Here is a 20,478-nt window from a genome sequence, read left to right as displayed (position 1 = left end):
ACAGGGGCGGCGGGTTGGTCTGCGCCTTAGGGCAGGATCAATTTCGCTTCATGTGCTTTGATGCATTTGCGCGCGGTCTCGCCATATTGGTTCGGGTTGCTGCGCAATTCGGGGAAAATCCCGAACAGCTCTTCGCGCGATTGGTCCGAAATCGACGACAATCCCAAATCCGCCGCATGGAAGCTTTCGGTCGCCGCGCCTTCGGCATAGACGACTTCGTGGCGGTCGAACATCATGTGGAAATAGGTGACTTTTTCGCGCTCCATCACCCGCACATCGCGCCCGTCGACAAGATGCTTGGCCGCGACCAGAACCTCTGACGCGCCGAACAACAGCTCGGCGTGAAAGCCGGTGAACAATATGCGGTGTTGCGGCGAGACGAGCAGGGGCCGCCGCGCCCCTTGCATGACGTTGGAATTGAGAGCGATAGGCGCAAAATTACCGCGCCCGTTGACGGTGCGCTGGCCCATCCAACGAATGGGTTGTGGCCCGTGATCGCGGGTGATGACCATATCGCCGGCGCGCAGGGTTTCAATCGCGCGCTCGCCGTGCGGCGTCATGATGCGGGCCCCCGGAGTAAAGCAAATGATCCGTTCGATGTTTTGGAAGTTGACCGTTCCGGAGCCATCGAGCAGGGCAACCGAGCCGTTCATGCCGCCATTGACGCCATCGGGGTCGGTGATCACCAACGTCGACATATCCGCCAATCCGGCCACGCTTAGAACGTCGCCGTTGGTCTCGCCGCCTTCGCCGCCGATGATATCGATATCGCCGGTGGAGCCAGCCAGATCGGAGAGGATGAACAAATCGTCCCCGTCGCCGCCTTCGGCGTAATCGCCGCCTGCAAGATAGATCTCGTCGTTGCCAAGACCGCCGTAGTATTCATCATTCCCTTCGCCGCCGGTCAGCGTATCGTTGCCGTCGCCTGCGGTCATCGTGTCATTGCCATCGCCGAGCGTGATGCTGTCATCGCCATCGCCCGCATCGACGGTCCAATCGTCGAAATTCAGCGTGCCGTCGACCGTATCGTTGAAATCTGTGAGAACGAGACCCTCGATCTCGTCAAAGGTCAGCGTGGAGCTGCCGTCCGTCGCGGTGCCGCTTTCGCCAGTCGTCGCGCTAAGGTCGATGCCGCCCGTCATGGCCGAGAAATCGAGGCTGTCGTAATCCGTGCCTGCTTCGCTGCCGTCGATATGATCGGTGCCAAAGTTATCTTCGATGGCAAAGGTATCGGCGCCTGCGCCGCCGGTCATGTCGTCGGCGCCGGTGCCGCCTGCGATCACATCATTGCCGCCGCCGCCCGATAGGGTATCTGCCCCTGTGCCGCCCGCAAGGGTGTCTGCCCCCGCGCCGCCGGTGAGGCTGTCGTCGCCGGCATTGCCCGTCAGGCTGTCATTGCCGTCACCGCCCGCGACGATATCGCCGCCGGCGCCGCCGGTTACCGTATCGTCACCGGCCATGGCGTCGACCGTGATGCCGGTGCTGTCGCCGACCATATCGACCATATCGGCATCGTCGGGCAGGATCAGGTGTTCGATCTCGGAGAAGGAAATCGTGCTGATCCCATCCGAGATCAGTCCGGATTTATCGCCGTTAAAGACAATGGTGACGGGGCCGGACATGCCGGACAAATCGATCGTGTCGACATTTGTCGCGCCGCCTTCGCCGCCAACGATGGTGTCATCGCCAAGACCCGCGCCATTGATCACAAAAACGTCGTTGTTATCACCGCCATACAGAATATCCGCGCCGGCGCCGCCGGTTAGGGTGTCATCGCCCGCATCGCCCCAAAGCGTGTCGTCGCCCGCGCCGCCGTCGATATCATCTGCGCCGGTGCCGCCATGGGCGGCGTCATCGCCCAGACCGGCCAAAATCGTGTCATCGCCGGCACCGGCTTCGATGCTGTCGTCGTCGCCGACCTGCCCAACAAGGATCGCGTCATTGCCATCGACCACATCGCCATCCGGATCGCCGGTATAGCTGGCGTCGATGAGATCGCCGCCTGCGGTGCCGCTGACCACACCGTCGCGGTCGGTGACGGTCGTGGTTTCGATATTGCTGAAGGACAGTTGCGCGCCGTCAAGGAAGGTGACGGTGCCATTTTCGGGGTCAAGATTATCGTAGACGATGTTTTGCACGCCTGAAAGCTGCATGCTGTCGCCGGTGGTTTCGCTGCTTTCGCCGCCGTCGACCGTCAGGTCGTTGCCGTCCATCGTGCCGGTATCAATGACGAAAAGATCGTCGCCGCCGCCGCCAAGCGCGGTGTCGCCGCCGCCAATTGACAGCGTGTCGTCGCCATCACCGCCGTCGATCAAATCCGCGCCCGCGCCGCCCAAAATGCTGTCGTCACCCGTCCCGCCAAACAGGCTATCGTCGCCGCCACGCCCGTCGATGGTGTCATTGCCGGCACCGCCATAGATATGGTTGACGGTTTCGACGCCCATACCGTCATTGCCGGTCAACGCATCGTCGAAATCCGACCCGATCAACCCGTCGACGCCGCCCTCGTTGACGTCGCCTGTGGCATGGCCGCCGGAGAATGTATTGTTGCTCAGATCGACGTTTACCGCCGCATCCGATTGGGAATAGTCGATAAAATCCATACCTTCATCGCCATTGAAGGTATCGGCCCCTTCGGACCCCATGAACGTATCGTTGCCGTCGCCGCCATGGTGGTAATCGTCGCCGGTGCCGCCGTCGATCAGATCATCGCCGTCGCCGCCCAAAAGCGTGTCGTCATCTGCGCCGCCGTCGACCGTGTCATTGCCGATGCCTGCATCAACGACATCTGCGCCATCTCCGGCCAGAATATTATCCGCGCCGCCATCGCCGAAAATCGTATCGTCACCGTCGCCCGCATCAATTGTGTCGTCGCCCGCAACCGTGGGTTCCATCACATCGAAATGCACATCGGAGACCCAAACGGCTTGGGTGTTGGTGTCACCATTGGCGTAGGCGATGCTGATCGATGAAACCGGTCCGGCGATTTCTACAAGAACCGATCCGGCCGCGTCGTCGGGATCGGTGCCAACATCACCCGCCGTAACGGTGTTGCCGCTGACGCTTGCGCTACTGTCGGGGGTCAATGTGACGGTGACAGGATTGCCCGCAGCGTCAATCGCAGTGACTGTGACGATGTCGCGGTGGTTGTTCGAGGCCCAATCCACATCATTGATGCGGAAGACAACGTTTTCGACCTCGTCGTTGGCGCTTGATCCGGATGCGGCGGCAAAATCGATCGTAGTGGTCGAGGTGGCGCCGTCGCCTTGCCCCGACATGGACAGGTTGGAGCTGTCCGACATCGGTTCGCCGCCGGCAACATAGGCTTGATCGCTGCTTTCGATCGCCCAAACCGGATCGTTATTGCCGTCATCGGTGCCCGAAACGGTGACGTTCATTTCACCGGTGTTTTGGGTGAACGCTTCGGTGAGCGTGGTGCCATCAGCCGCTTGCGAGGACCAATTCAGGCTCTCGGTGCTGATCTGCTGGCTGTCGCCATCGCCTTTGATGACATCATTGCCCTCGCCGCCGGTGATGTCATCTGCGCCCGATCCGCCGGCCATAGTATCGTCGCCGGTGCCGCCGTCCAATGTATCGGCCGCATCACCGCCCTGTAGGTTGTCGTCGCCTTCGCCGCCAAGGATGGTGTCGCTGTCTTCGCCGCCGTTGAGCACATCATCGCCGGTGCCGCCGTCAATATAATCGTTGCCGGCGCCGCCGTTGATTGTATCGGCCCCGTCATCGACAACAATACTGTCGAAATTGACATCGGTGACCCAAATGCCCTGTGTGCCGCTAAGACCATTGGAGTAGGAGATCGAAATATCGCTGACCGGACCGGCGATTTCGATCAGCGCAGAGCCGCTCAGATCGCTGTTGCTATCGGCCACGTCATTGGCGGTGATGGTATTGCCCGAAACGGCATCACCGCCACCGGGAGTGATGATCACATCAACCGGATCACCATTGGCGTCGAGTGCTGTGATGGTGATGATGTCGCGGTGGTTTCCCGCGCCCCAGTCGATGTCGTTGATGCGAAAGGCAACATTTTCGACCGCATCGTCATAGGCCGGGTTATTGGCGGCAAAATTCAACGAGACCGTCGAGGTGGCGTCGTCGCCATTGCCATAAAGGTAAAGCGCGCTTTGCGGATCGAAATCCTCGCCCGGGGCGACATATTGTGTGTCGCTGGATTCGACTTGATAGATGGGGTTGTTGTTGCCGTCATTGGTCACCGAGAAGGTGACATCGATGACGCCGGTGTCTTGGGTGAAGCCGCCGGCAAGATTGGCGCCGTCGTTGCCTTGCAAATCCCATTCCAGGGTTTCGGAGGTGGCCAGCGTGCCATCGACCGATCCGCCGCCGCCATAAAGCACATCGTCGCCCGTGCCGCCATCGATCAGATCGGCGCCGAAATCACCATAAACTGTATCATTGCCGGCGCCGGAATTGACGTTATCGGCGCCGCTTCCGGCCTGTACTGTGTCATTGCCCAGACCGGAAAGCACGGTATCATCGCCTGCGCCCGCTTCGACGCTATCGGCGTTGGAACCGGTGCCATCGTCCACCTGTTCAAAAGAGATATCTTCGTAACTGGCGTCGATCAGATCATCGCCGGCCGTGCCATCAACGACGCCGTTGGGTTGCGCATAGGCGGGGGTGGTGGCGGCAGTGCCGGACTCAAAAGTGTAGGGCTGCGAGTCGAAGATGAAATAGACGTTGCCGTCTTGTCCGAGGTAATAGGTGCCGTTTGTTGTTTGGGTGCCTGTGGTTCGATCCCATCTGCCGGTGCGGCCCACCCATGTGACCGAACCGCTGCCCAATACCTGATCGGTTGTGAATACGGTGGACCCCGTATCAACAACGTCTCCGGTGTTCAGCGCACCGTCGCCGAGACTAACTAGATACCCTGTAGGCATGTCGTGCCTGCTCCTAAAAACCGGAGCGAGCAACGCTTACTCCGGACACCTTACCTCATTGAGGGATGTCTTTAGCGCATCCCTTCGACCCCCGTGGTCGTATGTTTCCTGAATTTAATCAATACCTGTGGCTGGATTGGGGGACATTTGGGGAAAAATTGGGGCAAATATGACAAAGGTTGTCGTGAAAAGGCCACGCGTAACACCTAATGGTTGCACGTTCGGGGCCCGTCATGATGGTGCCCGAGTAAGGTGCGGGCCATATAACTGCGGGCGGTATGCCTACCGGCTATGGAAACACGGGTGCCACCTGCGTGCGGCCCGGTGCTTGTGGTCTGATTGTGGAGCAACCCGGCAGATCCAGAATGAAGAGGCAAAAAGAGGGGCCCATGGCCCCTCCTGCCTGCTGTCATGTCGGGCGTCTCCCGCCGGGATGGTGCGAAGTTTACAAGATGAGGTCGAAGTCCTCGATCAAGGGAAGGCGCCGCGCGCGTTTGCCGGTGAGGTCAAACAGGGCATTGGCCAAGGCCGGTGCCGCAGGCGGTGTGCCGGGCTCGCCCGCGCCGCTGGGGGCGGTGCCGGATGCCAGAACCGTCACCGCGACCTCGGGCATGGCGCCCATCCGCAAGCCGTCATAATCGTAGAAATTGCCTTGCTCGACCTTCCCATCTGCAAAGGTGATCTCGCCAGTTGTGGCTGCGGACAGGCCGTAAACCAAACCACCGAACATCTGCGCCTCGACGTTTTTCGGGTCCAGAGCCACGCCAACGTCACAGGCAATAAAGGCGCGTTTGATGCGGATGCCATCGCCGGTATCCTCGACCTCGATCACCTCTGCGACGGGGGTGCCAAAGCTATAGGTAAAGGCGACACCACGGCCAATGTTATCCGGCTTTGGTCCGTTCCAATTTGATAATTTCCCAACGGCTTCCAAGACGTTATAGCTGCGCGGGTCTTCATCGCGCATCAATTCCAACCGGAAGGCCAAGGGGTCGGCGCCAGCCGCATGGGCCATCTCGTCGATAAAGCTTTCGTGGAAGAACCCGTTAAAGGATGAGCCCACAGAGCGCCAGAACCCGACCGGCACATCCAGATCGGCCAAATGACCCGCGATGCGGTAATTCGGGATGGTATAGGGTTGGTCAAAGGCCCCCTCAAGATGCGCCTTGTCGGGGCCGGAGGCGGGCAGGCCAAGCCATCGGCCCATGGCTTGTTGGGCACAGGATTGGCCGGCGATCTTGCCATCCATTGTCACCGCTTTACCGTCCTTCACGGTGCCCTTGAAACGCGCCATGGCACCGGGGCGATAAAAATCATGGCGCATGTCTTCTTCGCGGCTATAGGTCATTTTGACCGGCGTGCCTTGCATCTCTTTGGCGATGCGGGCGGCCAGAACCGTCCAGTCATATTCGCCGCGCCGCCCGAAACCGCCGCCCATATAGGGGGTTTCAACGGTTACGGCCTCCACGTCCAAATCCAGTGCTTTGGCACAATTTTTCTGTACCATTACGGGGGCTTGGTTGCCGACCGTCATATGCAACGCATCGCCGGTATAAAGCGCCGTGGCGTTCAGCGGTTCCATCGCAGCATGGGCCAGATAGGGCACCGTATATTCCGCCTCGATCGCCGTCGCGCCTTGTGGCAACGGAGCCTCCGCATCACCATCCTCGCGCAAAACCGCATTGGGGTCATCGTCGAAGCTTGCTTTGATCACGTCAAAAATCGCAGTGCTGTCAACAGGATAGGGGGCATCGCCCCAATCGACCTCGATCGCATCCACGGCCTGCTGCGCCAGCCATGTGTTTGTCGCCACGACCGCGACGCCCGTGCCCAGATCAATGATCTTTTCGACCCCCGGCATGGTTTTGGCCGCGCTGTCGTCAAAGCTGCGCATCTCGCCGCCCAATCGCGGGTTCATCTTCACGGCGGCGAACCGCAATCCCTCGGGGCGGGCATCAATGCCGAACTGCGCGGTGCCGGTGGATTTGTCCACCATATCAAGGCGCGGCATGGATTTTCCGATGTATTTCCATTCCGATGCGGGGCGCAATGTGGCGGTTTTCGGCATGTGCTCCACGGCTTGCGCGGCCAATGCGATATAGCTCAATTTGCGGCCGTCCGGAGCGATGACCTCTCCGTTTTCGGTTTTCAGCGCGCGGGGCGATACGTCCAGTTGTTCGGCCGCCGCCGCCTTGAGCGCCTCGCGCGCGGTGGCGCCCGCCATGCGCATTTTGACAAACCCGTCCGCCATGGCCGAGGAGCCGCCCGTGACTTGGAATTTCAGAAGTTTGGCGATGAATTCGAGGTTTTCACCGATGGCCTCTTGAAAGCCCGTCTTGGCATAGTCGGCAAAGGGCAGGCCGGCAGCAAGGATCGCACCGTTATAATAGGCTTCGGCAGGGGGGCCGTGCAGGACGCGAATGTCCTCCCATGCCACATCCAATTCCTCGGCCACCAGTGCGGCCAAAGTGCTTTGCGTGCCTTGGCCCATTTCGGCGCGCGGGGTGACGATTTGCACCCCCTGCGCGTCGATGATCAGCCATGAATTGAGCGTGCTTTCACCGGCGTCCACAGTGAGAGGGTTGGCCGAGGTGCGGCGGTCGGTGTAAACGCCAAAAGCGACGCCTCCGGCCACGACCGCGCCCGCAACCATGAATGTGCGCCGTGTGATTTTTCCAAGTTTTGACATGATCTTACCCCGCGTTCTTCATTGTGCTGGCCGCCGTGTGAATGGCGGCGCGGATGCGCGGATAGGTGCCGCAACGGCACAGGTTTCCCTGCATCGCCTCGTCGATATCGGCATCGGTCGGATCGGGGGTTTGCGCCAAAAGAGCAGCGGCCTGCATGATCTGGCCGGACTGGCAATATCCGCATTGCGCGACCTGATGATCGACCCATGCGGTTTGCAGGGCGTGCATCGCATCGGGGGTGCCGAGGCCTTCGATCGTGGTGATGTCGCCGGTCACATCCTCAAGCGCCACTTGGCACGAACGCACGGCCTCGCCGTCGATATGCACGGTGCAGGCGCCACAGGCGGAGACACCGCAGCCGAATTTCGTTCCGGTCAAACCGATTTCGTCGCGCAGCACCCACAAGAGCGGGACCTCGCCGGGCAAATCGACGCGATGGGTCGCGCCGTTGATCATCAAATCCTTGGCCATGGGGCGGCCTCCCTGTTGAGCGTGTTTGGTTCCTCTGACAAAATGAACGTATTCTGTCATTTCGTCAATTGACAAAATGAACGAATTTTGTCAGCTTGTCATCTGCCGCGCCTCGCCATGCCCGCCGCATAGCAAAACCGTCTTCGGTCTATGCGGTCAAGCCGTTGCAGTATAGCGCAAGGTTTTGTATTAGAATAGTTTTTACCAACCGGGGTGGATATCACAGTGGATGAGGCGGCGACAGCTTCGCAAGTTACAGCAGATGAGGGGGGCACAGTGCCTGTCCCTGATGCGGCGGATGCGAAGCGGGCGGTGATCTTGGACGCTGCGCTGGGATGTTTTGCCCAATATGGATTGAAGCGCACGGCGATGGAAGACATTGCCAATGCGGCTGGCATGTCGCGCGCGGCCCTGTATTTGCACTATAAAAACAAACGCGACATTTACCGGACTTTGGCGCAGGGCTATTTTGACGCGGTGGCCACCGGTGTCGAGGCCGCGTTGCAGCGCGGGGCGAGTGTCGGCGCGGCTTTGACTGCGGCCTTTGCCGCTCAGGCGAGCGAAGCCTTTGAGGTTCTTGTCAATTCTCCGCATGGCGCATGTATGATTGATGACAGCGATGTCGAATGCGCCGATATCATCAGCGCAGGTGAGGCGAAAATTATCGGGCTTTATGCGGCGTGGCTTGCGCAGGAGGGCGCCGCAGGGCGGGTGCAACTGGCTGCTTTTGGCGGCGCTGACGTTGTTGCCAGCTTGATGTGTGCGGCCCTGCATGGGGTCAAGAAATCAAGCCAAAGCTACGCTGAGCTGCAAGAGAATGCCGCGCGGTTGGCCTTGGTCTTTGGTCAGGCGCTGACCGCGCAGGGTTTGGCCCTTTAGGCGCAAGAGGCGCGCGCGTGGCCTTTCGTGGGTTAAGGGGCGGCGGACGCCGCCCCATTTCCCGATGGGCTAGACTTGACCGCCGGCGATTTGGATCTCCTGACCGTTTGTGCTTCCGCTTAGGGGATGGCAGAGCCACATCGCCGCCGCCGCGACTTCTTCGGGTGAAATCAACCGCTTGTGGCGATTGAGGGTGACCATCATGTCGCGCGCCTCATCGGCGGAGATGCCTGCGCGGTCTTTGATTGCATCGACATTGCGGGTGACGATCGGCGTGTCCACATAGCCGGGGCAAATCGAATTGAACGTATATGGCCCGCCCATGAAGTCTTCGGAAAAGGACCGGATCATGCCGATAACGCCATGTTTGGAGGCCCCATAGGCACCGGCCCCTGCCGATCCGCGCAGGCCCGCAATGGAGGAAATCGCAATGACCCGCCCCCAATCGGTGGTGTTCATCGATTTGAGGCATTCGCGTACGGTATAGAAACATCCGTCGAGGTTGGTTGCCATGATCTTGCGCCAGAACTCGGTCGAGGTTTTGTGTAATTTACGCCCCTCCGCGATGCCTGCATTGGCGATGCAAATCTGGATCGGGCCGCGCAGGTCGACGGCTTCGGCGATGATGCGTTCGACGGCCTTGTCATCGGTCACATCCATGACCATCGGGTGCATGCCGTCTTCGGCGACCTCTTGCAGGACCTCCATGCGGCGGCCGGTGATCGTGACTTGAGCGCCAGCGCGGGCCAGATCACGCGCGATGGCAAGGCCAATGCCGGTGCCGCCGCCGGTGACGATGGCGTGTTTTCCTGTCAAATCCATGGTGTCTCCTCCCGAGAGATATGCCTGTCCCTGTACCTTATCGGGGCGGCAGGGGGGCGCAAGGCGGCTGGGTAAATATCGGGGTTACATTCACCCGCGTGAATGTGTAGCGTGGCCTCGGAGTCTGTCAATCGGAGGAGTAGGACATGAAGCTTTTTGGAGCGCTTGTGGCAATCGCGGGTCTTGCAGCCCAAGGCGCATGGGCCAGCGAGGACATCGCCGATAAATACCCGCAATCGGAGCTTTATGACAAACCCGTCGAAGTGGTCCCGCATGTGTTTTCTGCCATCGGGGCGACGGCGCCGCCGACCTATGAGAATGCCGGGCATAACAACAACCTGTCCTTTATCGTCACCGGGGAGGGTGTGATCGTGGTCAATGGCGGTGCCTCGGCGCGGTTGGCAGAGGCCTTGCACGACGAAATCAAGGTGGTGACCGATCAACCGGTGAAATGGGTGATTTCCGAAAACGGGCAGGGGCATGCGGTGCTTGGCAATTCCTATTGGGCCGATCAAGGCATCCCGATTTTGATGCACGAAGAGGCCGCAGAAGAGGTCAAAGAGAACGGCGATTTCATCTTGCAGGGCATGGAACGGTACAACCGCGAGCGCGCCGAGGGCACGCGCATCGTGATGCCGACCCGGACATTTACCGATAAGATGGTGATCGAAATGGGCGGCGTGACGATCGAGGTTCTGCATCTTGGTCCCGCCCATGGGCCCGGCGATACGCAGGTGTGGATCCCTGAGTGGCAGGTGATGATCGCAGGCGACATCGCGTTTCATGAACGGATGCCACCGATTTTCGGCGATACCTGCGTGAAATGTTGGATCGAGACATGGGAGCAGGGGTTGGAGCCGCTGGCGCCGACCTATGTCATCCCGGGGCATGGCCATCCGACCAATATGGCGCAGGTCCGGCGCTATACCCGCGATTACCTTGTGGATCTGCGCGCAAAGATCGGCGCACATATCGAAGAGGGCGGCGATTTGGCCGGCGCTTATTACATTGATCAAAGCCGTTGGGCGCATTTGGATACATTCGAGGAACTGGCGACGAAAAACGCCGGGCGGGTCTATGAAGAGATGGAGTGGGAGTAAGGGCGCGCAGGCCGCGCCGTTGGGCGGGGTATAATTTGCCGATTTGACGGGCATCGTCAGGGGAAATCGGATGCGATCCGGCCAAGGCCGTGGGCGCAGCGGCATATTTTCTCCCTCAGACCGCTTGCCCGCTTGGCCCTGCGATTAAAGGCGGTTATGAAGTGGGCATGAAATGGTTTGATATGCCCCCCGTGTATTTGATTGCTGCGCTTGCGCTGGCATGGCTACAGGCGCGGATCGCGCCTTTCGGCCTCAGCTTTGGCGCCGATCGCGGATGGTATTGGGCGGATTTGCTCGGGGGCTTGATGATCGGAGGCGGGGTCTTGTTATTGGCACTGGCCGTGATGGAGATGCGCCGCAAACGTACGACAATTGTCCCGCATCGCGACGCCGATGCTTTGGTGGACACCGGGGTTTTTTCGCGCTCGCGCAATCCGATTTACCTTGGCGATGCTTTGATCCTGACCGGGGCGATTTTGTGGATGGATGCGGTTTTGGCCTTGGTGTTGGTGCCTGTTTTCGTCTGGATCATCGAACGCCGTTTCATCCTGCCCGAGGAAAACCGGCTTCGCCGCAAATTCCATACGGCCTTTGTTAAATATACCCAGAACACGCGGCGTTGGATTTGACAGTGCGCGGCGTGTGGGGCACATGTCGGTTCAACAGCTGCGCAATAATATTGCGTGGCTTTTCCTGTATGGGTTCGGATATAACGCGCCGAATCCAAGTGATGACCTGGAATACCTAAAGGGGGACGCAGAACGTGAAAATCGGAACGCCAAAGGAAGTGTTGGAGGGCGAGGCACGGGTTGCCATGACGCCGGACAGCGCGCGCCAGCTGCAAAAGCTGGGCTATGATTGTGTGATCGAGACCGGAGCCGGCGCGCTGGCGGGGTTCTCGGATGCGCTTTATAAAGAGGCCGGTGTCGAGGTGGTGAAAACCGCAGCGGCGTTGTTCAAAGCCAGCGATATTGTCGCCAAGGTCCGTGTGCCCACGGAAGCCGAGGTCAAGCGCCTCACCGAAGGGCAAACGTTGATTTCCTTCTTCAATCCGGCAGCGAACGAGCCGTTGATGACATTGGCCGCCTCCAAAGGTGCCAATGTGATCGCGATGGAAATGGTGCCCCGCATCAGCCGCGCGCAAAAAATGGATGCGTTGTCGTCGATGGCCAACATCGCCGGTTATCGCGCCGTGATCGAGGCGGGCAACAATTTTGGCCGGTTCTTCACGGGTCAAATCACCGCCGCCGGTAAAGTCCCCCCCGCCAAGGTTTTGGTCGTGGGTGCGGGTGTCGCCGGTTTGGCCGCGATTGGCACCTCGACCTCTTTGGGTGCGATCACCTATGCGTTTGACGTGCGCCCCGAAGTGGCCGAGCAGGTCGAAAGCATGGGCGCCGAATTCGTCTATCTCGATTTCGAAGAGGAACAGCAGGACGGTGCCGCAACGGGTGGCTATGCCGCCGTGTCGTCGCCTGAATTTGCGGCGGCCCAATTGGCCAAGTTCCGCGAGTTGGCCCCCGAGATGGACATCGTGATCACCACGGCGTTGATCCCCAACCGCGAAGCACCGGAATTGTGGACCGAGGACATGGTGAAATCCATGAAACCCGGTTCGGTGATCGTCGATCTGGCGGCGGAAAAGGGCGGCAATTGCAAATTGACCGTCATGGACGAGAAAATCGTCACCGACAACGGCGTGACCATCATCGGTTACACCGATTTCCCATCGCGGATGGCAGCGCAGTCTTCGACGCTTTATGCCACCAACATCCGCCATATGATGACCGACCTGACGCCGGAAAAAGACGGCCAGATCAACCACAATATGGAAGATGACGTGATCCGCGGCGCGACCGTGACCTTTGACAAAGAGATCACATTCCCGCCGCCGCCTCCAAAGATCAAAGCGATTGCAGCGCAAAAGAAAGAAGCGCCAAAAGAGCTGACGCCTGAGGAAAAGCGTGCGCAAGAAACCGCAGCGTTCAAGGCGCAGACCAAACAGCAGGTCGGGCTTTTGGCCATCGGGGGCGCTTTGCTTCTGGCGGTTGGTCTGGTCGCACCGGCGAGCTTCATGCAGCACTTTATCGTGTTTGTGTTGTCGGTCTTCATCGGCTTTCAAGTCATCTGGGGCGTGGCGCATTCCTTGCACACCCCTCTTATGGCGGTGACCAACGCGATTTCGTCGATCATCATTTTGGGGGCTTTGATGCAAATCGGGTCCGGATCGGCGCTTGTGATCCTATTGGCCGCATTGTCCGTCTTCATGGCGGGTATCAACATCTTTGGCGGCTTCCTCGTCACTCGGCGCATGCTAGCCATGTTCCAGAAATCTTAAGGAGTATAGGATTATGGAATTCGGATTTACGACAGCGGCCTATGTGGTCGCGGCAGTCCTCTTCATCCTCTCTTTGGGTGGTTTGTCGGGACAAGAAAGCGCCAAGCGCGCGGTATGGTATGGCATTGTCGGTATGGCTTTGGCTGTCGCGGCCACATTGGTTGGACCGGGTGCAGGGCTTTGGCTCCTGTCGATCATTCTGATCGCAGGCGGCGGTGTGATCGGCTATATCGTTGCCACACGCGTGCAAATGACAGAGATGCCACAATTGGTTGCGGCGATGCATTCGCTGGTTGGTCTGGCGGCGGTGTTCGTCGGCTTGATCGCGCATATCGAATTGGGCCGGGTTATGGCCATGGGCGAGGCCGAGCGTGCCGTTCTGGACGGGTTTGCCGGTCTTTTGGCGCATAAGACAGGCGTCGAAATCAACATTTTGCGTGTTGAGCTCTTCCTGGGGATCTTCATCGGTGCGGTGACCTTTACCGGTTCCGTGGTGGCCTACGGCAAGCTTGCGGGCAAACTGTCCTCGAATGCGTCCAAGCTTCCCGGCGGGCATATGCTCAATGCTGGTGCGGCGGCGCTCTCGTTGATTTGCCTGATCTGGTATTTCAACACGGGCGGTTTCTTTCCGCTCTTCGTGATGACCTTGGCCGCGCTTTTCATCGGCTATCATTTGATCATGGGCATTGGCGGCGCGGATATGCCGGTGGTTGTGTCGATGCTCAACAGCTACTCGGGCTGGGCTGCGGCGGCGATTGGTTTCTCGCTGGGCAACGATTTGCTGATCGTGGTTGGCGCCTTGGTGGGGTCGTCCGGTGCGATTTTGTCGTATATCATGTGCAAGGCCATGAACCGTTCGTTCGTGTCGGTGATCTTGGGCGGCTTTGGCGGCTCCACAGGGCCGGCGATGGAAGTCGAGGGCGAGCAGATTGCCATTGATGCGGACGGCGTTGCCACCGCGTTGGACGAGGCCGACAGCATCGTGATCATCCCCGGATATGGCATGGCCGTGGCGCAAGCGCAGCAAGCCGTATCGGAGTTGACCAAGCGGTTGCGCGACAAGGGCAAGAACGTGCGCTTCGCCATTCACCCCGTTGCGGGGCGTTTGCCGGGTCACATGAACGTGCTCTTGGCCGAAGCCAAAGTGCCCTATGACATCGTGCTCGAGATGGACGAAATCAACGATGATTTCCCCGAAACCGACGTGGCGATTGTCATCGGCTCGAACGATATTGTGAACCCTGCGGCACAAGAAGATCCCAACAGCCCCATCGCCGGCATGCCGGTGTTGGAATGCTGGAAGGCGAAACAGGTGTTCGTGTCGAAACGTGGTCAGGGCACCGGCTATTCCGGTATCGAGAACCCGCTGTTCTACAAAGAGAACACACGGATGTTCTATGGCGATGCGAAAGAAAGCCTCAACAAGCTGCTCGGTCTGATCTCCTGATCTGATCGTGATGTTTGAGACATGTGAAGGGCGTCCCGTTTGGGGCGCCCTTTTGCATGACAGCCAACGGTCGTCGCCCGCGCCGCCGTTCCGGTGGTATCTGTCGGTGATCTTGGCCGGTTGAAAACCGAAAGGCGGGGGTATGCTCGGACCGCACAGAGTGGGGGCTACCGCTTTGGCGTGGGCATCGGTGATTGCGACACGGCGCTCCATGTTCCGGATGCGGTGAGGATGCAGTGGTAACGGGGAGGCAACTGGGAGGCGGGGAACTACCCTAACCATCACTTGTTGGGCTATAGGCACCCAATTGCGGCGCGCATGGCCAGACCCCGTCGCGCATGTCCGGCGTGGCGGCCCGATGCCTGTGCAAGCGGATGAGCGCGGTGTGCGGCGCAGGGGGGGAATCTCTGGCTCCCATGCGATCAGGACGTAGCCGGTGGATGCCCGTCAGCGGTGGCCTTGCCGGGCCCATGCGCTCTTTGCGCCACTCGCGCGGCGGACTGCTGGGGCCGAGCGGGGGAGAGCGCTTATTCTGCCGGTTGTGGTTGACGTGCGGGGGATGCTGCGGCGCGTGCAAAAGCGCCTTCGTTGAGCCCGCGCGCGGCGAGATAGCCGCCCGCTGCGACGGAAGCGATGGCGAGCAAAGCGGCGACCGAGAGGGTCGGCACGCCCGAAAGACCCGCGCCGACGGTGCAGCCGCCCGCCAATACGCCGCCCACACCCATCAAGGCCGCGCCCGCCATATAGCGACCGGTTTGTGCGGGGCTTTCAAAGCTTTGCCAGGTAAATTCACCGCGCAGCAGAGCCGCGACCAGCGCGCCAAGGATCACGCCGCCCAACAGGCCTGTGCCGAACCCCGCAGGGATCGAGGTGCTGGCCAACACCCAAAACAGGGTTTCGGCGGCGGGAGAGGTAAAGGACAGGCTTTCCATCGCGATCGGGTCGAAATCATCATAAAGAACGTAGCCGGTGCCAACCCATGCCAGCGGCACCAATGCGCCGAGCAAAAGCGCGGGCACCAGCAGGCGCAGCGACAGGCGGGCACGCAAGGCGAGGCCCGCGCCGATGACCGCAATGATCGCGGCCCAAAGCATCCCGTTGCCCGGCAAGGCGGCGTTTTCAAGCGGCAAGGTAATCGCGCCCAATGTGGTGCGGACCGGGGCCAGAACACCTTTGAGCGTGGCATGGGCCACAACCGCAAACACCACGATCACCAAAGCCGCGCGCAGGTTGCCCGAGGCGCCAAGCACCGTCAGCCGCGACACGCAGCCACGGGTCAACACCATGCCGATGCCAAAAGCCAAGCCGCCAAGGATGATGGCCGCATAGGGCAGGTCCGTGGCCATGAAACGGTGATCCCCGAAGGATATCAAATCCGCGGCCACCGCCCATTGGGTGCCAAGCGCGGCAATGGCCAATGCGGCAAACCACACCCCTGCGGCCTCGCGGCGGTCCGTGCCCATCACGGCGCGGCGAAAGCAAAAACGGGTGATTTGCGCCAGCGCGCCAAAGGCCGCCCCGATGAGGAGGGCAAAATAGACCGCCGCTTGGGGTGCGGTCAGGGTCTCAAAGCCAAAGGATTCGAACATGGGTTTGCTCCGGTATCGGGAATTTGTTCCAGATAGGGGGCAATCGCCTGCCGGAGCAAGGGGTCTTGGTCACACTTCCGGGCGGGATGCGGGGAATATATTCCGGTTTGCGTATGCGGGGCGAAAGACGTTCCAGCGCGCTGCACAGGCCGCAGAACAGAGCCAAAGCACGGGCTGTGGCTTTGGCATATCTGTTCCTTTTTGAATGTGTTCGCAGCGCCGCAGGTTTAGCGCCCGCGAATACGTGGGTCGAGCGCATCGCGCAGCCCGTCGCCGATGTAATTCACCGTCAACACCGTCACCGAGATTGCCACACCGGGCCAAATCACCCGTTCGGGATATTGTTGTAAATAGTCGGTGGCATCAAACAGCAGCCGCCCCCATGTGGGAAAATCAGGCGGGAAGCCAAGGCCAAGGAAGCTGAGCGCGCTTTCGGTGATGATCGCATTGGCGATGCCAAGCGTTGCCGAAACCATGATCGGGCTCATCACATTGGGCAGGATATGGCGCGAGATCATTTTGGAATTGGTGGTGCCCGAGGACCGCGCCGCAAGGATGAATTCGCGTTCCTTCAAAGCCAGAACATCGGAGCGCACAATGCGCGCCGTCGGCATCCAGGAGGTGATGCCAATGGCGGAAACCATCAAGATGAAGATCCCCATTTCCGGCCCGAAGGCGGCGGATAACGGATCGCGAAACAGCAACACCATAACCAACATCAGCGGCAGCAAGGGCAGCGCAAGGAAAAGATCGGTCAGCCGCATCAAAAGCCCGTCGAGGGCGCGGAAATATCCGGCCAGAATCCCGATGAAACTGCCCAAAAACAACGCCAGAAGCATCGCCGTGACGCCGACGGCCATGGTGATCCGCCCGCCCGCGAACATCCGCGCCATCGTGTCGCGGCCCAATTGATCGGTGCCAAAGGGATGCGCCAAAGAGGGGCCTTGGTTGCGGGCGCGGATGTCGATGTATCCCGGATCAATATGCCACAGCCATGGGCCGAAAATCACCGCCAGCAAGATGATGAGGAAGACCATGGCACCGGCCATTGCGCCTTTGTGGCTACGAAACTGCGCCCAGACGTCCCACCATTGCGACCGTGGTGGCGATGAGGGTAGGGCATCGGTGAGGGCGGCGATTGCTTCGGGGGTGCCGGGGCCGGTTTCAGTCATAACGAATCCTCGGGTCAAGCACGCCGTAGAGCACATCTGCGATCAGGTTGAACACCACGATCAGCACGGCAAAAATGAAGGTCAGGGTCTGCACCATCGGCAAATCATTGGCTTGGATCGCGTTGATCAGAAGCGCGCCAAGCCCGTTCACCTTGAATACCTGTTCGGTGATAATTGCGCCGCCAAACACCTGCGGCACGCCAAGGGCAATCACCGTCACCACCGGGATCATGGAATTGCGCAGCACATGCGACAGAACCACAACCCGTTCCCCCAAACCTTTGGCGCGCGCCGTGCGCACGTAATCCTGCCCAAGATTGTCGAGCATCGAGGCGCGCATAAAACGGCTGATCTGCGCTGCGTTGTAAAGCGCGAGAACAAAGACCGGCATCACCATTTGACGGATTTGCAATTTGAAGCTGGCCCAATCCTCGACCACCAAGGTGGTGTCATAGATTGACGGGAACCACCCCAATTGCACCGAAAACACCACGATCAGCAAAACGCCGGTGAAAAACGTCGGCACCGAAAACCCGACCATCGAGATGAATGTGCCGATCTGGTCGAACCATGAATATTGTTTATAGGCCGAATAGATCCCGATCGGCAGGGCGATGAGAACCCCGACGACATAGCTCAGGCCCACGACCCAAAGGGTTTGCGGCATGCGCTGTGCGACGATGTCCATGACCGGCGAGCGGGTCTGCCACGAGATCACCCGTTGCTGTCCTTCGGCCAGCGAGGTGTTGAACATCACGTCGATCAAATGCATCGGCTCGATGACGAAAAACTGCCACAGCCAATTGCCAAAACGGATGTAGATCGGTTCGCCAAGGCCGAGCGCCTCGCGCATGCGCTCCTTGACTTCGGGCGGCACGGTCAGGGGGACCTGTGCCATCGGGTCGCCGGGGGCAAGTTCGAGCAGCAGGAAAATCACAAGGCTGATGAACAAAAGCGTCGGGATGGCCAAAACCAATCGCCGGATCGTGAAGGTCAACATGCAGGGCGCCTTTGCAGGTCAGTCTTTGACAGGGACGGGGATGGGGACGAGGGCAGGAAGAAACGGGAACGGGAGGCAAACGGGAAAGATAAAAGAAGGGCGCGCCTTGGTTAGGGGCGCGCCCGAAATCGCAGATTGCGATTATTTCATGCGGTGCCAATCGGCGGCATTCCACAATTCACTATCCCAAGTGTTGAGGACCACACCACCAAGGCTGTTGGAATGGGCCGATACGCGGCCGCGGTCGACCAGCGGGATGATGACATAGGCCTGCATCAACATGTCGTTCATGGCTTTGGCCAATTCGGCGCGTTTGTTGATGTCGCCGGTGCCCGCCATTTGCGCGATCAATGCTTCATACTCTTCCGAGCAGAAACGCGGCATATTGTTGCCCTGCCATTGGGTTTCGGGGCGCGGTGCCTGATCACAGGCCCAGTTGGCCATATAGGCTTCGGGGTCGGTGCCGTCGAAGTTATTGGCATACATTTCAACATCGGCCCAGAATTTTTGGAAGGTGTCGGGCGATCCGGGGTCGCCGCCAAAGAACACCGAACCGTCGATATTGCGCAATTCGGTTTCAACGCCGATCTCGCTCCACCACTGTTTGATCAGGGCTTGGAAATCCTGACGCACGGCGTTGGTCGAAGATTGGAACAGCATGCTCAAACGCACCCCGTCTTTGACACGCACCCCGTCGCCGCCTTTGATCCAACCGGCATCCTCGAGAAGCTTGTTGGCGCCTGCAATGTCTTGCACGAGGCAAGCGTCATTGGCCGTCGAGGCGTAGATTTCCGGAGCCGGCAGCACGTTACATGTCGCACGTCCTGCATCGCCGTAGCCGATTTCGGTGAGCAGCGCGCGGTCGATGGCCATCGACAGGGCTTTGCGCACGTTGATATCCGACAAGAATGGATGCGGGTGCGCCGCCGTGCCGCGCTCGTCGCCAAGGCTGGCCGAAGGGTCGGTCATATTGACCATGATGCGTTCAACCAAGGTGCCAAAACCAGAGACGATTTTGCCTTTGCCCGCGGCTTCCATATTGGCCAAGACTTCGGGGGCCAATTGCAGGTTCCACGCATAGTCATATTCGCCGGTTTCCAAAACCGAACGGCCCGCAGAGGTGGCATCGCCGCCGCCTTTGAGCGTCACTTTGGCAAAGGCCGGTTTGGCGGGATCGCGGTAATGCGGGTTGGCCTCAAGCTGGACCACATCATTCGGGCGGAAATCGGTGACCACAAAGGGGCCGGTGCCGATCGGGCCGAAATTTGCATCGGTGCATTCGGGCATTTTCGGGCCCATGCAGTCTTTGAATTGTGCTTTTTGCAAGATCGCAGATTGCGCGCCGACAAAGGGGCCATAGGGGAAGGGTTTGGCCACACCGAATTTGACAACAACGGTTTGCGCGTCGGGGGTTTCTACATCGGTCACATCAAGAAATTTTTCCGATTGGGCACAGCCGCCGCCTTCAGCGGTGCAATATTCCCATGTGAATTTCACATCTTCGGAGGTCACATCGGTGCCGTCCGACCATTTCAATCCCTCTTTCAGCTTCCATGTGATCGAGGTCAGGTCTTCGGACACGCCGCCGTTCTCGACCGTGGGCACCACGTCAACAAGCCACGGCACCATCGCGCCGGTTTCATTGTAGCGCGCCAGAGGCTCCAAAACCAAAGAGGCCGCTTCCAAATCCTTTGTCCCGCCTGACAGATAGGGGGTCATGATTGAGGGAGCTTGCCAATAGATGATTTTCACTTCGCCATCGCTGCCGCGCTCGGCCATCGCCGCAGGGGCAAAGGCGGTGGCTGCGATCGCCCCGAGAAGTAGGGATTTCAGTTTCATAACTCTCTCCATGTTGCGGCACGTCTTTTGTTTGCGCGTGCCTTTGGCGTTCGTGCGGGGGAGTGGCGCAAAATTCAAGGCCGTGGCCTTGATCAAAAGCGCGGTGATCCGGCATGGCGCGGTTGTGCCATTCGGAATCCCCCAAGATTGCAACATCGAAGACCGAAGTTGCATAAATTGCAAGCATTTGATTTGACCAATTGGTCTAGGCCGCG

Annotated in this window: 13 protein-coding genes; 5 read left to right on the top strand and 8 right to left on the bottom strand. The window is 59.6% G+C overall.

The features are described from left to right. Positions 1-26 precede the first annotated feature (26 nt). The 3 genes from DI396_RS06265 to DI396_RS06255 all read right to left on the bottom strand — a co-directional run bounded on the left by DI396_RS06265 (position 27) and on the right by DI396_RS06255 (position 8,080). Positions 27-4,919, bottom strand: a complete 4,893-nt coding sequence (locus DI396_RS06265) for a Hint domain-containing protein (protein WP_110795299.1) — start codon at positions 4,917-4,919, stop codon at positions 27-29. A gap of 445 nt (positions 4,920-5,364) precedes the next feature. Next, positions 5,365-7,608 (bottom strand): xanthine dehydrogenase family protein molybdopterin-binding subunit, encoded by a 2,244-nt coding sequence (locus tag DI396_RS06260; RefSeq protein WP_110795298.1) that lies wholly within the window; start codon positions 7,606-7,608, stop codon positions 5,365-5,367. Positions 7,609-7,612: 4 nt separating this feature from the next. Next, positions 7,613-8,080 (bottom strand): (2Fe-2S)-binding protein, encoded by a 468-nt coding sequence (locus tag DI396_RS06255; protein ID WP_110795407.1) that lies wholly within the window; start codon positions 8,078-8,080, stop codon positions 7,613-7,615. Positions 8,081-8,356: 276 nt separating this feature from the next. On the opposite strand from DI396_RS06255, the gene DI396_RS06250 reads away from it, so the two are divergent. Then, positions 8,357-8,959, top strand: coding sequence for a TetR/AcrR family transcriptional regulator (locus tag DI396_RS06250; RefSeq protein WP_162617166.1), 603 nt, complete (start codon positions 8,357-8,359; stop codon positions 8,957-8,959). Positions 8,960-9,028: 69 nt separating this feature from the next. Here DI396_RS06250 and DI396_RS06245 read toward each other — a convergent pair whose 3' ends face one another. Beyond that, the gene (locus tag DI396_RS06245; protein WP_110795296.1) at positions 9,029-9,781 is read right to left on the bottom strand and encodes an SDR family NAD(P)-dependent oxidoreductase; all 753 of its coding nucleotides are present in this window, start codon (positions 9,779-9,781) and stop codon (positions 9,029-9,031) included. Positions 9,782-9,927: 146 nt separating this feature from the next. Here DI396_RS06245 and DI396_RS06240 point away from each other — a divergent pair, with 146 nt between their 5' ends. The 4 genes from DI396_RS06240 to DI396_RS06225 all read left to right on the top strand — a co-directional run bounded on the left by DI396_RS06240 (position 9,928) and on the right by DI396_RS06225 (position 14,663). Then, positions 9,928-10,881 (top strand): MBL fold metallo-hydrolase, encoded by a 954-nt coding sequence (locus DI396_RS06240; protein WP_110795295.1) that lies wholly within the window; start codon positions 9,928-9,930, stop codon positions 10,879-10,881. Positions 10,882-11,048: 167 nt separating this feature from the next. After that, the gene (locus tag DI396_RS06235) at positions 11,049-11,510 is read left to right on the top strand and encodes a methyltransferase family protein (RefSeq protein ID WP_110795406.1); all 462 of its coding nucleotides are present in this window, start codon (positions 11,049-11,051) and stop codon (positions 11,508-11,510) included. Between the two features lie 134 nt (positions 11,511-11,644). Next, the gene (locus DI396_RS06230; RefSeq protein ID WP_110795294.1) at positions 11,645-13,216 is read left to right on the top strand and encodes a Re/Si-specific NAD(P)(+) transhydrogenase subunit alpha; all 1,572 of its coding nucleotides are present in this window, start codon (positions 11,645-11,647) and stop codon (positions 13,214-13,216) included. A gap of 13 nt (positions 13,217-13,229) precedes the next feature. After that, a complete protein-coding gene (locus DI396_RS06225) occupies positions 13,230-14,663 on the top strand; it encodes an NAD(P)(+) transhydrogenase (Re/Si-specific) subunit beta (protein ID WP_110795293.1) in 1,434 nt (477 codons plus the stop codon). A 527-nt stretch (positions 14,664-15,190) separates the two neighbouring features. Here the strand turns inward: DI396_RS06225 and DI396_RS06220 are convergent. From DI396_RS06220 to DI396_RS06205, 4 genes are all read right to left on the bottom strand, one after another. Further along, positions 15,191-16,252, bottom strand: a complete 1,062-nt coding sequence (locus DI396_RS06220; protein ID WP_110795292.1) for a YeeE/YedE family protein — start codon at positions 16,250-16,252, stop codon at positions 15,191-15,193. Between the two features lie 227 nt (positions 16,253-16,479). Continuing rightward, entirely contained in the window at positions 16,480-17,424 is a 945-nt protein-coding gene (locus DI396_RS06215; RefSeq protein ID WP_110795291.1) for an ABC transporter permease, read from the bottom strand. After that, positions 17,417-18,424 (bottom strand): ABC transporter permease, encoded by a 1,008-nt coding sequence (locus DI396_RS06210; protein ID WP_110795290.1) that lies wholly within the window; start codon positions 18,422-18,424, stop codon positions 17,417-17,419. The genes DI396_RS06215 and DI396_RS06210 overlap by 8 nt, the downstream gene beginning before the upstream one ends. 141 nt (positions 18,425-18,565) lie before the next feature. Then, a complete protein-coding gene (locus DI396_RS06205; RefSeq protein ID WP_110795289.1) occupies positions 18,566-20,263 on the bottom strand; it encodes a peptide ABC transporter substrate-binding protein in 1,698 nt (565 codons plus the stop codon). Positions 20,264-20,478 lie beyond the last annotated feature (215 nt).

This window comes from Litorivita pollutaquae, from assembly GCF_003205515.1.
Lineage (GTDB): Bacteria > Pseudomonadota > Alphaproteobacteria > Rhodobacterales > Rhodobacteraceae > Litorivita > Litorivita pollutaquae.
This window is presented reverse-complemented; position numbering and strand designations above follow the sequence as displayed.